Origin of the sequence: Ilumatobacter sp. (genome assembly GCF_039969435.1) — a bacterium.
In the GTDB taxonomy this organism is placed as follows: domain Bacteria; phylum Actinomycetota; class Acidimicrobiia; order Acidimicrobiales; family Ilumatobacteraceae; genus Ilumatobacter_A.
On sequence record NZ_JBDVNU010000036.1, the window covers coordinates 110,883 to 124,677 of the forward strand.

Genomic DNA, 13,795 nt, shown 5'->3' on the forward strand with positions numbered 1-13,795 from the left:
GTGCCCTGCGACCGTGCACTGTCGACGTGGCGGCCACGGTCGACGTGCTCGTCGACAGTAGGCTCGGCCCGCTGTGTATCTGAAGAGTCTCGCCCTGAAGGGCTTCAAGTCGTTCGCCGATTCGACGACCATGGTCCTGGAGCCCGGCGTCACCGTCGTGGTCGGGCCGAACGGTTCGGGCAAGTCGAACGTCGTCGATGCCATGGCGTGGGTGCTCGGCGCGCAGTCGCCCAAGGCCGTGCGTTCGCAGAAGATGGACGACGTCATCTTCGCCGGCACGGCGTCGCGCCCGGCACTCGGTCGTGCCGAGGTGAGCATCACCATCGACAACTCCGACGGCACGCTCGGCGTGGAGTTCAGCGAGGTCACGATCACACGGGTGCTGTTCCGCACGGGGGAGTCCGAGTACCTGATCAACGGGGTCGGCTGCCGCCTGCTCGACGTGCAGGAGATGCTGTCCGACGCCGGAGTGGGTCGCCAGCAGCACGTGATCGTCAGCCAGGGCCAGATCGACGCCGTGCTCAACGCCCGACCCGAGGAACGTCGTGCGATCATCGAAGAAGCTGCAGGCGTCCTGAAGTTCCGCAAGCGCAAGGAGAAGGCCGAACGGCGCCTCGACGCCACCGAAGCGAACCTGCTGCGCGTCCAGGACCTCCTCCGCGAGGTGCGGCGCCAACTCCGCCCGCTCGAACGTCAGGCCAAGGCCGCCGAACGTCACGGATCGCTGATCGTCGAACTGACCGAACTGAAGACCTACGTGGCCGGACGCGAGATCGCCGGACTCCGCACGAAGCTCGAATCGTTGGCGGCGGTGATGCTCGACAGCTCCGGTGCCGAGCGCGAACTCAAGACGGCGCTGGCTGCGCTCGACACCTCGATCATGGCGATCGAGGCGCAACTGAGCGCACGTGGAGCCAGTGACGTCAGCGACCGACTCGTGAAGGTCGAGCAACTGCGCGAGCGTGCCCGGGGCCTGGCCGCCGTGCTGGTCGAACGCCGCCGTTCGCTCGAACGTGACCGGGGTCAGTTGATCGATGCCGGCGTGGTCGCCAACCTCGAGGCCGACGGTGCCCGATTCGCCGCCGAACTCGTGGCCGTGATCGCCGAGTTGGAGACCTTCGAACCGGCCGCAGCCGAACTCCGCGCCGAGGAGGAGGCGTTCAAGGCGCAGCGGGCACAGATGCTCGACGCCGTCGGCAGCGACCAGACGGGAACGAAGGCCGCGAGCGCCGCTGCCGAGGTACGTGGCGAAGCGCGCTCGATCAAGGCCGCTCTCGAACGGACACTCGGCGATCTGCGCCGCGCGACCAGCCGGCGGGATTCACTCCTGGAACGGATCCAACTCGTCGACGAGGAGACGACCCGCTATCGCACCCAGTGCGAGGAGGCCGGTGAGGTCGAGGGTCCGCTGTTCGACGAGATGGCGGCGGCCGAGGATGCACTCGCCGCGGCCGAGACCGCCGTGGAAGCGGCGCGTGCGGAGCGAGCGGACGCCTCGGACGCAGCATCGACGGCCACCGCTCGTGCCGAGGCCCTGGAGATGGCGCTCGACGCGGCGCGCGCCCGGGCCGGCGCCGAACGACTGCAGGGCGTCGACGGTGTGCTGGGCACGCTGCTCGACCTGATCGAGATCGACACCGGGTGGGAGCCCGCCGTCGAGGCGGCGCTGGGCGAATCGCTCACGGCCGTCGTCGTGTCCGACCCGTCGGCGGGCCGCTCGGCGCTCGACGCGCTGCGCAGCTCCGACACCAGCGGCGCGGTGATCGCTCTGGGCTCGCAGTTCTCCGACCGGCACGCTCCATCCGTCGGCGACCGCGTCCGACCCCACGCGCGCTCGGCGAACGCCGACGTCAGCGCCCTGCTCGACGGGCTGCTCGGGGCCGCAGTCCGGATCGACGACCTCGAAGGGGCGCTCGACGCCGCCATCGCCCACCCCGACGCCGTCGTCGTGACCGAATCGGGCGACCGGTTCGGACTCAGCGGATGGCGCATCGGTGCCGCCGGTTCCGGAGCCACCGCTGCAGCACTCGAGGATGCGACGTCGCAGGCGGAATCGGCCGGACGACGGCTGGCAACGGCCACGGACGCCCTGGCGGCGGCCGAGGCGACGGAGAAACAGGCGCGGAGCGCGGAGAACGAGATCAGCCGTCGCCTCGATGCGAACGACAACAAGCTGACGGCCGGGTCGGAGGGTCTCGCTCGGTCCCAGAGCGAACGCCGCGAGATCCAGAGCGAACTCGAGACCCTCGAGCGGACCGTCGCCGAGGGTGAGGAGAACAGCGCTCGCGAGCAGCAGCGGGTGTCCGAACTCGAAGCGCTGCTCCCTGCGCTCGAGTCCGACGAACGGGCCGAGGCCGACGCCGCTCGTGCACGCGGCGAGATGCGCGCCGAGTTCGAGAAGCGGGCGGCGCAGCTCGCATCGAAGCGAAAGGACCTCGAGGTCCGCAACGCAGGCCTGATCGAGCACCGTCAGATCCTCGAACGACGCATCGCCGAGACCGAACGTCGCCTCGAAGCCGACAAGGAGGCGCGCGCTGCCGCCGAGGACCGACGCGTCGTGATCGAGCGGGCGATGCGGGCGATCGACCGTCTCGCGTCGATCGTGAGTGAGCACCAGGTGGTCGTCGAAGCGCACCACGCCGACCTCGTCGACACCCGTCGCAAGCAGAGCGACGAGGTCCGTGGCCTCACGACCGAACTCGACGCACTCCGCAAGGACCGCGCCGGCAGGGAACAGACCCTCGACGTCACGCGTGAGCGTGCCCGCAAGGCCGAGATCGAAGAGGCCGAGGCCAAGCTGCGCTTGGAGACGTCGATCGAGACGCTGCGACGCGACCTCGACATCGAACCCGCGGTTGCCGAGGCCGCCACGATGCCCGCGATCCCCGACGGTGCGTCCCCGGCCGGACGGGTCCGCGAACTGGAGCGTGAGCTGCGGTTGCTCGGGCCGATCAACCCGCTGGCCCTCGAGGAGTTCAACGAACTGCAGACCCGCCACTCGTTCCTCGAGGAGCAGTTGGAGGACGTCCGTTCCACACGGCGTGAGCTGTCCCGGGTGATCGCAGCGGTCGACGCCGAGATCCAGAACGTGTTCGCCTCGGCATTCGCCGACGTGGCCACGAACTTCACCGAACTGTTCGGCCTGCTCTTCCCGGGCGGCAAGGGTGCACTGAAGCTGACGCACCCCGACGACCTGTTGAACACCGGCATCGAGGTCGAGGCCAAACCGTCGGGGAAGAACGTCAAGAAGCTGTCGTTGCTGTCGGGCGGCGAACGCTCGCTCACCGCGCTGGCCTACCTGTTCGCCGTGTTCCGCTCGCGTCCGTCGCCGTTCTACGTGATGGACGAGGTCGAGGCCGCACTCGACGACGTCAACCTGCACCGCTTCCTCGGGCTGATCCAGGAGTTCCGCAAGGACGCACAGCTGATCGTCGTGTCGCACCAGAAGCGCACCATGGAAGCGGGCGACTGTCTGCTCGGCGTGTCGATGCAACCCGGCGGCTCGTCCAAGGTCGTCACCGAGCGAACCGACACCTCCAAGCTCCCGCTCGACGCCTGATCATCGGCAGGCGTCGTGCGAGATCGGCACGGGCGCCGGGGATCGATCGATTCGGTTCTGGTTGGTGTTCGCCCTCGCCGGTAGCGTTCGGCGGTCATGGGTGTCGTCGAAATCGGTCTGCTCGTCCTGCTCGCTCTCGTCTTCGTGTTCGGCGTCGGCGTGGTCGTCGCGAATCGTCGGAGGGGAACGGCTCTGCCACCGTCGGCGACGCCGACCGAGCGGGTGCCCCGACCGGCCACCACGAAGAGTGGCACGATCCTCGAGGAACGGGAGTCCACCGACGACGCCGTCACCGCTCCGACGACCGTCGAACCCGCACCCGTCGACGTCGAACCCGCACCGGGCACGCTGCGCGACCGACTCGCCAAGGCGCGTTCGACGTTCGCCGGAGCGATCTCCGGCGTCCTCGGCCGCAGCGGCATCACCGACGAGAGCTTCGAGGACCTGGAGGAAGCGCTGCTGCGCGCCGATGTGGGTGTGGGAATCACCGACGAACTGCTCGACGGGCTCCGCGCCCGGGTCAAGGCCAAGGAGATCACCGAACCGGCAGCGCTGCTCGACGCCCTCCAGGAGGAGATGGCGAGCCGCTTACGAGGCAGTGACCGCAGCCTCACCTTCGAGAAGCGTGGTGACAACGAACCGAACGTCTGGATGTTCGTCGGCGTCAACGGCGTGGGCAAGACCACCACGATCGGCAAACTCGCCAACCAGCAGACCATCGCGGGTCGCAGCGTGCTGCTCGCTGCGGGCGACACCTTCCGTGCCGCAGCGGCCGAACAACTCGGCACGTGGGCCGAGCGATCGGGCGCAGAGTTCGTCCGGGGTGCCGAGGGCGGCGACCCGAGCTCGGTGATCTTCGACGGCGTCGAGCGTGCGGCGGCCAAGAACCTGCAGCTGGTCATGGCCGACACGGCGGGGCGTCTGCACAACAAGTCGAACCTGATGGAGGAGTTGAAGAAGGTGCGCCGCGTCGCGGAGAAGGGCGCAGGTCAGGTGACCGAAACGCTCCTCGTGATCGACGCCACCACGGGTCAGAACGGCCTGATCCAGGCCCGCGAGTTCAACGAGGTCACCGACGTCACGGGCGTGGTGCTGACCAAGCTCGACGGCTCGGCCAAGGGCGGCATCGTGTTCGCGATCGAGACCGACCTGGGGATCCCCGTGAAGTTGGTCGGCATCGGCGAGACCATCGGCGACCTGATCCCGTTCGATCCCGACGACTTCGTCAACGCCCTCTTCGAACGCTGACGATCGGACCGCAGTCCGTCGCAGGGAGAGTCAGACGGACACGTCGCCGTGTTCGCCCGAGTCCTCGCCGTCGCCGAGCTTGGCCTTCACGAGCGAGATCAGCGATCCGATCCGACCCGACGGTGAATCCCAGTACTCACCTCGTTCGGGGGCGATGTCCATCACGGCGATCCCGACGGATTCTCGGCCGTCGTCGAAGTACGCCCCGGCGAAGGGATTCCACAGTTCGTCGATCTCGGCGGGGTCGGTGGTCGTGGTGAACGTGCCCGTCAACGAGGCGAAATCGTTCGAGCGGGTGTCACACAGCGTCACGTGCGTCCAGTCGCCGTCCGTCAACTGCCGGGCCCAGTCGGCGGTCGTGTCGATCAGGATGCGGATGGTCGACCCGCTGACATCGGCCACGGTCAACGGCCGTGAATCGACCTCTCCGTCTGCGCTCCTCGTGGCGACCATGAGGGTCGTGCCTCCCTTCATCAGCTCGGGGAGCGGGCGGGACGGATCGGTTGTCATCCAGCACGGGTTCCCGGGTGACACCACGCGCAAACGAACCGATCCGGTGACGGTGGGCTCGATCGTGACGAGGTGATCCCGGAGCGTCAACCGGAGGGCCGGTAGCCTCGGAGCCGTATGTTCGACAATCTCTCCGGCCGGCTCGAAGGCATCGTCAAGAAGATCAAGGGCAAGGGTCGCCTCACCGAGTCCGACGTCGACGAGGTGATGAAGGAGATCCGCTCGGCGCTGCTCGAAGCCGACGTCGAGGTCACCGTCGTCCGCTCGCTGTGCAACCGCATCCGCGAACACGCGATCGGTGCCACCCGGTCCCAGGCGCTCGACCCCGGCCAACAGGTGGTCAAGGCCGTCAACGACGAGCTGACCCGTGCGCTCGGCGGCGAGACGCTCAAGATCCAGTTCGCCGCGAAGCCACCCACCGTCATCCTCATGGCCGGCCTGCAGGGATCCGGCAAGACCACCAACTCGGCCAAGCTCGCTGCATGGTTCAAGGCGCAGGGTCGCCAGCCGCTCCTGGTCGGCGCCGACCTCCAGCGCCCTGCCGCCGTCGAGCAGTTGCGCACCCTCGGCGCCCAGATCGACGTGCCCGTGTACTCCGATCCGGAGGACCCGATCCTCACTGCGCACCAGGGTCTCCAGGAGGCCAAGCGGCTCGGGCGTGACGTGTTGATCGTCGACACCGCCGGTCGACTGTCGATCGACTCCGAGATGATGGAGCAGGTCCGCCTGATCTCGGGAGCCGTCGACCCCGACTACACGTTTCTCGTGATCGATGCCATGACCGGTCAGGACGCCGTCCAGACCGCGCAGGCGTTCCACGAGACGCTGAAGATCGACGGCGTGATCATGTCGAAGATGGACGGCGACGCACGCGGCGGCGCAGCGCTGTCGGTGAAGGAGGTGATCGGGCGACCGATCGCGTTCGCGTCGACGGGCGAGAAGATCAACGAGTTCGAGCAGTTCCACCCCGATCGCATGGCGAGCCGCATCCTGGGCATGGGCGACATGCTCACGCTGATCGAAACGGCCGAGCGGGCCTTCGAGCAGCACGAGGCCGAGCAGGCCGCACAGAAGATGATGGACGGCCAGTTCACGCTGGACGACTTCCTCGAACAGATGCAGCAGATCAAGAAGATGGGCTCGCTCGGGTCCCTGATGTCGATGATGCCGGGCATCCCGAAGGAACTCAAGAACGCCAACATCGACGACGACGACCTCAAGCCGATCGAGGCGATCATCCGGTCGATGACCATGGAGGAGCGCACGTTCCCGAAGGTCATCAACGGTCAGCGTCGGGCCCGGATCGCCGCGGGCTCGGGGACGCAGGTGGGCGACGTGAACCGTCTCGTCAAGCAGTTCGACGAGATGCAGAAGATGATGAAGAAGATGGGCGTCCTCGGTGGAGCGATGGGCGGCGGCAAGAAGAAGAAGGGGAAGAAGGGCAAGGGCGGCAACGGGCCGAAGCGGCCCAAGGGCCTTCCGCCCGGGTTCGACTTCGCCGATGGTGGGATGGAGATCCCCGGCCTTCCGGGGACGCCGGGCATGCCGGGCCTCCCCGGCCTGTCCCGCTGACCGCGGCCGCGATCCGTCGGCTTCGCGTGTCTGACGCCTGGGTCTCGGCGTCCAGGTCTTCGGGTGGCTCGGCGTTCTGGTGGTCGGGTCTCGGTGTCTGGTGGCCCGGTGTTCCGGGTGCTGACCCCCGAGGTCGATCGAAGTGTGTGACACCCCTTCTGTAGGGTCGCCACGGTGATCGATTCGACTCAGTACGTGCCGTACGGGCGTCCCGCGACGACGGCGTTGGTGCAGATCATCGGCCAGGTCCAGAGCGATGATCCGCTGGCGCCGGTCACCGTCATCGTGCCGAGCAACTTCGTGGGGCTGTCGGTGCGCCGCATCGTCGGCTCCGGCGCGATGACCGTCGGCGATCGGGCCGGTCTCGCCAACGTCGGCTTCGTCACCCCGTTCCAGCTGGCCGAACACGTTGCAGCCGATCTGCTCCTCGACACGCGACCGATCACCAACCCGGTCCTCGGAGCGGCGGTGCGCCGAGCCCTTGCCGTCGCCCCGGGCCAGTACGCCCCGGTGGCGCACCACGAGGCGACCGAGCAGGCGCTGGCCGGGCTGTTCTCCGATCTGGCGAACGTCGACGAGGCGGCCATCGAGTCGATGCTCGACTCGGGATCCGAACACGCCGTGCGGGCGGTCGACTTCTACCGTTCCATTGCGTCTCGCCTCACCGGGTTCCACACGGAGCGCGAGCTCGCAGTCGCAGCCGCGGGGCGCAGCGACCTCGCCGAGCGTCTCGTTCCGTTCGGTCACGTGATCTGGCATCTGCCCACGCCCAGCACGGTCGCCGTGGCCGATTTCGTCGGGAGGGTGCTCGTCGAGGCCCGATCGAGTTCGGTGCTCGTCGGCGTCTGCGGGATCGAGGCTGCCGACTCGGCGGTCGTGCGCACGTGCGGCGATGCGGGCGTCGCCGCACCACCGCGACGCGAGGTCGCATCGGAGCCCCCGACCGGCGACCGGATCATCTCGACCACCGACGCCGCCGACGAGGTGCGTGCCACCTGCTCGCGGATCCTCGAACTGCTCGCTGCGGGCACACCGCCCGACCGGATCGGGATCTTCTTCCCGACGCCGGATCCGTACGTGCGCATCATCGAGCAACAGTTCGACGCCGCCGGCATCGCGATCAACGGGCCCGATCCGCGTCGCCTCGCCGATTCGGTGGCGGGCCGTGTGCTCCTCGGCGCCCTCGATCTGCCCGAGGAACGCTGGCGTCGCGACCGTGTGATCGCACTGGTCAGCGCCGGACCGCTGATGTCGAACGACGAACGGGTCCGACCGACGGCGTGGGACGAACTGAGCCGTGACGCAGGTGTGGTCGCCGACCTCGGCGACTGGAGGACGAAGCTCGATCGTCACCTCCAGGCCACGAAGAAGCAACTCGACGAGCTCGGTCCGGATGCAGCGGTCGGCGACGATGCCGTCGGTGAGTCCGCCTCGTCGTGGAGGCATCGCCGACTCACCGATCGTGTCCACGACGTCACACGACTCCGCCGTTTCGTCGACCAGACCGCTTCGGCGATCGGTGAGGTCACCTCCGCGCGGAGCTGGTCCGATCGATGCGCAGCGGCGACGACGCTGCTCAGGTCCCTGCTGGGCGCCGAGCACCGGCACGCGGTGTGGCCCGAGTCGGAGCAGGACGCGTTCGGCCGGGTCGAGGCGGCGCTCTCGCGCCTCGCGACCCTCGACGACATCGAGCCGTCCCCGTCGACGGCGGTGTTCGTGCGCGCATTGCGGTCGGAGCTCGAGGTCGCCCGTGGGCGCCGGGGCAGGTTCGGTCACGGGGTGATGTACGGCCCGCTCGCCTCCGCCGTCGGACACGACCTCGACGCGGTCTTCGTTCTCGGCGCCGCCGAAGGCGTCCTGCCCGTGCCCCGCCGTGACGACGCGATCCTGCCCGAACAGATGCGGCTCGACTCGCTCGATCAGCTGGAATCGAAGTCGGCTCGGCTCCACCATCAGCACCGGGCGTTCCTGGCGGCGCTGGCGTCGGCACCGCTCGGTCGACGCACGATCACCTTTCCCCGCGGCTCGCTGCGGTCCAGTCGGCACTCGCTTCCGTCGCGCTGGCTCCTCGATTCGGTCTCGGCCCTCGCGGGTCGCACCGTCCACTCGACCGACTTCGCAACGGTCGCCGCCGGTCTCGACCCCGAGGTGTTCCAGACCGTCGCGTCGTATGGCACAGGAATCATCACGAGCGACACGAGCACGTCGATCGAGGAACGCGACATCGTCGATGTCGCTCGCACGTCCACGGCTCCGGTCGCAGGCGCCGCCGCCCACCCGGCCGTCCACCCGATCGGACGTCTCGCAGGGCGGGGCATCCAGATGCAACTGGCCCGTCGCAGTTCGTCGTTCACGGAGTTCGATGGAAATCTGGCGCAGGTCGACGCCGCGTCGATCCATTCGGCGTCGGGTGATCGGCCGGTGTCTCCGTCGAGACTCGAGACCTGGTCGTCGTGCGGCCTGCGGTACTTCTTCCGCTACGTCCTCGACGTGACGGATCGTGACGACCCGGAACGTACCGACGAGTTGTCCGCGCTCGACCGCGGGTCGCTGGTGCATGCGGTCCTCGAACGCTTCGTCGCCGACTCGATCGACACGGGTCCGCCCGACCCGTCGGTCCCGTGGAGCGACGAGGACCGGGCCCGCCTCCACTCGACCGCCGTCGCACTCGCCGACGACTACGAAGCGCGAGGCATCACTGGTCGTCCGATCAACTGGCGGGTACAGCGCGACGACCTGCACGACGTTCTCGACCGGTTCCTCGACGCCGACGACGAGTTCCGTCGGTCGCACCTGGCAACGCCGGCGTACGTCGAGCTCGACCTGGGTGTCCGCTCGGGTGAACCCGTCGAGTTCCTCCTGCCCGACGGGCGCCGGGTGGCGATGCGTGGTCTCGTGGATCGGGTCGACACGACCGCCGACGGCCGGGTGATCGTGAGCGACTACAAGACGGGGAAGGGCTCGAAGTTCGCAGGCATCGACGACGACCCCTTCGTCGGGGGACGAACGCTGCAGTTGGCGATGTACTCCGAGGGCGCGATGCGCGCCACGGGGCGAACGTCGGCAGCTGCCGACTACTGGCTCGTGGAGACGAGAGGTCAGGAGCGACTCGGATACTCGTGGAACGATGCGCTGCATACACGGTTCGTCGAACTGCTCGGGGCGATCACCGAGGGCATCGACCACGGCGTGTTCGTGGCGTCGCCGGGCGAGTGGAACACCTTCCGCCAGACGCACGAGGAGTGCACCTACTGCGACTACGACGACGTGTGCGTGCGTGATCGCGGTGACCAGGCCGCTGCGAAGTCTGCGGCGCCCGAGGTCCGGGTCCGCCTCGTGCTCGAACCCGGAACCGAAGCGAGCGAGGAACGTGGCAGCGCTCCCGGCGACCCGCTCGTCGCAGCACGATCGAACGGTGGGCGAACGTGAGCCGGGCGGCTCAGCCGGTCGACCAGGAGGTCCGGACGCTCATCTCGGAGTCCGGACTGGACGACACCCTGTTCGTCGAGGCGGGCGCCGGCACGGGCAAGACCACCCAACTCGTCGACAGGATCGTCAACACCGTGCTCACCTGTGATGTCGCACTCGCCGACATCGCCGCGATCACCTTCACCGAAGCGGCCGCCAGCGAACTCCAGTCGCGGATTCGTGTCGCGTTCGAGCGACGACTCGAAGAACCCGACACGACGCCCCAGGAACGTGAACGATGTCGCCAGGCGGTCGGCGACGCCGACATGGCGGCGATCTCGACCGTGCACGGGTTCGCGGGCCGGATCCTCACCGAGTTCTCGGTGTCGGCAGGGCTCCCGCCGCGGGTCTCGGTGCTCGACGAGGTGTCGTCGCAGTTGGCCAACGAGCGGCGGTGGGAGCGCTTCGTCGACCGACTGCACGACGATCCGGCACGTGAGGAACTGCTGTACCGAGCGGCGTTGATGGAGATCCCGCTCCAACCGCGGTGGAACGGGCAGTCGTCGTTCAAGGACGTGGCTGCGAACTTCGGACAGAACTGGGATCGGCTCGACGGGCTCGACGCCGACTCGATGCCCGACCTCGCGCCGATCGACTTCGGCGACTACGACGCAGCCGTCGAGGCACTCGCGGCGTCGATCGGGTCCTGTACCGACCCGTCCGACAAGCTGTCGATCCACCTCACCGACACCTGCCTGCCGGACATGCGCTCGATCGCGTCGATCGTCGACCCGCACCAGAAGCTGCGCACCATCGGCCAACGCCTCCAGGCCGCGAACCAGCGCAAGATCTGGGGCCGATCCAACTTCGGCAGCAAGAAGTCGTGGTCGTGCGACCCCGGTGAGATCAAGGACCTGATCGAAGCCGTGAGCGCCGCCGCGGCCGACACCTTCGACCTCGCCGGTGAAGCCGTGGTCGGACAGTTGATGCGACTCACCGCCACCGAAGTGCTCGAGGCTGCCGACGAACGGCGTCGGAACGGCGGCCTCGAGTTCCACGACCTGCTCGTGCTGGCGCGACAGGCGCTGCGGCACAGCCCGACGGTTCGACGAGCGCTGCACGACCGGTACCGGCACATCCTCCTCGACGAGTTCCAGGACACCGATCCGATCCAGATCGAGGTCGCGTCGTTGATCGCAGCCGACCCGGCGGAGTCGCAGCCCCGACGATGGCAGGATCATCCGGTTCCGAACGGTCGACTGTTCTTCGTCGGCGACCCGAAGCAGTCCATCTACCGCTTCCGGCGCGCGGACATCAGGCTGTTCCTCGCCGCACGTGACGCGTTCGGCCACGCTGCCGGCCCCGTGGTCCTCCGTACGAACTTCCGAACCGTGCGTCCGATCATCGACTGGATCAACGCCGTCTTCACCGAGGTGATGCCCGAGGAGGTACCCGAGGCGCAGCCGAAGTACGAACCGCTCGAAGCGTGGCGCGAGGCCGACTCCGGAACCGACCACCGTCCTGTCGTGTTCGGGGGCGCACATCCCGATCCGAAGGTGAAGGCGGGCGCCCTGCGCGACGCAGAGGCGTCCGACGTCGGCGACATCGTGGCCGACATCGCCGGCCACCCCGAGAACTGGCCGGTGCTCGACGACGACACGAAGCAGTGGCGGCCGGCCAGGCTCAGCGACGTCACGATCCTGGTCCCCACCCGTACGTCGCTGCCGTACCTCCGTGACGCTCTCGAGCGCCGCGACCTGCCGTATCGGCTGGCCACCGGAACGCTCGTCTACGACACCCAGGAGGTTCGCGACGTCCTGGCCGCGCTGCGCGCCGTCGACGACCCGAACGACACGCTGAGCCTGGTGGCCGCGTTGCGGTCGCCGCTCTACGGATGTTCCGACGTGGATCTGTTCACGTACCACTCGGCGAACCGCCGGTGGGACCTCCGGTCGCAGACGCCGGACGGCCTCGACGACGACCACCCGGTCGTCGTGGCGCTCGACCATCTGCGAAGTCTGTGGAGTCGACGATGGTGGACGAGCCCCGCCACGATGATGGACCGGCTGCTCCGGGAACGGCGAGCCTTCCTCCTCGCGTTCGGTGATCCCCGGCCGACCGAGGTGTGGCGTCGGCTTCGCTTCCTCCTCGACCAGGCGCGCTCGTTCGAGGAGTCGAACGGTGGCGATCTGCGGGCATTCCTCGAATGGGCGTCGATGCAGAGCGCCGATGGCGCTCGAGTCCACGAGCCGATGCTCCCGGAGACCGACGACGAGGCGTTGCAGATCCTCACCGTGCACGGATCGAAGGGCCTCGAGTTCCCGATCACCATCCTGTCGGGCATGACCACGCAGGCCGGCGGCAACCGGGGTGGGGTGAGCGTGCTCTGGGGCGACTCGGGTCCACCCGAGATCAAGTTGCGCGGCGGCGTGGCCACGTCGGCGCACCAGCCTCGCGCCGACCTGGAAGAGGAGATGGGCCGCCACGAGAAGCTCCGGTTGCTGTACGTGGCGGCCACCCGTGCTCGCGACCACCTCGTCGTCTCCGGCCATCACAAGGCGTCCCCGAGGGACCCCGACGCGACGTTCGCCACGCGTCTCGCCACCTTCGCCGACGCACGTCCCGATCTCTGTCGCGACCTGCGGGTCGACGCTCCCGGCGCCGGTCTCGGTCCGGAGGTGACTCGCGTCGGACGCGCTGCCGACGACCTCACCGACGAGGAGGCGATGATCCTCGATCGACGCGCAGCGTGGCTCGAGGAGCGTCGCGCGCTCCTCGACAGGTACTCCTCGCCGACGGCACTGTCCGCCACTGCGATCGCCGCAACCGTCGATGCCGACATCGTCGACGTCGACGACGACAGCACGGGTTCGATCGACCGTCATGACGCCGGTCCGTCGTCACCCATCGTGCGCCGCAAGGGTCGTGCGGGGTCGTCGATCGGGCGCGCCGTCCATGCGACCCTGGAGTACGTCGACTTCGCCGACACGTCGAACGTGCGCGAGTTGGTCGGGCGCCAGTGCGATCTCGAAGCGATCCCCGAACACGTCGCCACGGTCGAGAGCCTGGTGCGCTCGGCTCTCGCCTCCGACGCCGTCCGGCTCGCAGCGGGTCACCAGGCCCATCGCGAGCTCTACGTGGGCGCTCCACTCGGCGACGTGATGGTCGAGGGCTACGTCGACCTGCTCGTCAGGACGGCCGACGGCCTGGTCGTCGTCGACTACAAGACCGACACGGTGTCCACCCCGGCCCAGATCGACGCGAAGGTCGCCACATATGAACTCCAGGCCGCCACCTATGCCGTCGCGCTCGAGATCACCACGGGTCTGGACGTGGTGGACTGTCGATTCGTCTTCTGCCAGGCGGGCGATGCCATCGAGCGGTCGGTCCCCGACCTGGCGGCGGCCAAGCAGCGGGTGCGTGACGCGGTGATGCGTGCCGTCGACCTGTGAGCAGGAGGGGAACGCAACCGCTGGCGCTAACCTTCCCACGTTCTCA

The 13,795-nt window shown here is 68.4% G+C and carries 6 protein-coding genes; 5 read left to right on the forward strand and 1 reads right to left on the reverse strand.

Going from position 1 to position 13,795, the window contains the following annotated elements:
* The first annotated feature begins 73 nt into the window (after window positions 1-73).
* A complete protein-coding gene (smc, locus tag ABJK40_RS17800; RefSeq protein WP_348478849.1) occupies window positions 74-3,559 on the forward strand; it encodes a chromosome segregation protein SMC in 3,486 nt (1,161 codons plus the stop codon).
* A gap of 96 nt (window positions 3,560-3,655) precedes the next feature.
* Entirely contained in the window at window positions 3,656-4,807 is a 1,152-nt protein-coding gene (gene ftsY, locus ABJK40_RS17805) for a signal recognition particle-docking protein FtsY (RefSeq protein ID WP_348478848.1), read from the forward strand.
* A 30-nt stretch (window positions 4,808-4,837) separates the two neighbouring features.
* On the opposite strand, the gene ABJK40_RS17810 is transcribed toward ftsY, so the two are convergent.
* Window positions 4,838-5,317, reverse strand: a complete 480-nt coding sequence (locus ABJK40_RS17810) for a pyridoxamine 5'-phosphate oxidase family protein (RefSeq protein WP_348478847.1) — start codon at window positions 5,315-5,317, stop codon at window positions 4,838-4,840.
* Between the two features lie 117 nt (window positions 5,318-5,434).
* Between ABJK40_RS17810 and ffh the strand changes: the two genes are divergently transcribed.
* The 3 genes from ffh to ABJK40_RS17825 all read left to right on the forward strand — a co-directional run bounded on the left by ffh (window position 5,435) and on the right by ABJK40_RS17825 (window position 13,749).
* Window positions 5,435-6,889, forward strand: a complete 1,455-nt coding sequence (gene ffh, locus ABJK40_RS17815) for a signal recognition particle protein (protein ID WP_348478846.1) — start codon at window positions 5,435-5,437, stop codon at window positions 6,887-6,889.
* Between the two features lie 174 nt (window positions 6,890-7,063).
* On the forward strand, window positions 7,064-10,318 hold the full coding sequence (locus ABJK40_RS17820; RefSeq protein WP_348510357.1) for a PD-(D/E)XK nuclease family protein: 3,255 nt from the start codon (window positions 7,064-7,066) through the stop codon (window positions 10,316-10,318).
* Window positions 10,315-13,749, forward strand: a complete 3,435-nt coding sequence (locus ABJK40_RS17825; protein ID WP_348480107.1) for a UvrD-helicase domain-containing protein — start codon at window positions 10,315-10,317, stop codon at window positions 13,747-13,749. The genes ABJK40_RS17820 and ABJK40_RS17825 overlap by 4 nt, the downstream gene beginning before the upstream one ends.
* Window positions 13,750-13,795: the final 46 nt, after the last annotated feature.

What these genes read in the sequence shown, in the direction of transcription:
- ftsY (WP_348478848.1), top strand. Translation starts at nt 3,656, where the DNA reads ATGGGTGTCGTCGAAATCGGTCTGCTCGTCCTGCTCGCTCTCGTCTTC.
- ABJK40_RS17810 (WP_348478847.1), bottom strand. Translation starts at nt 5,317, where the DNA reads ATGACAACCGATCCGTCCCGCCCGCTCCCCGAGCTGATGAAGGGAGGC.
- ffh (WP_348478846.1), top strand. Translation starts at nt 5,435, where the DNA reads ATGTTCGACAATCTCTCCGGCCGGCTCGAAGGCATCGTCAAGAAGATC.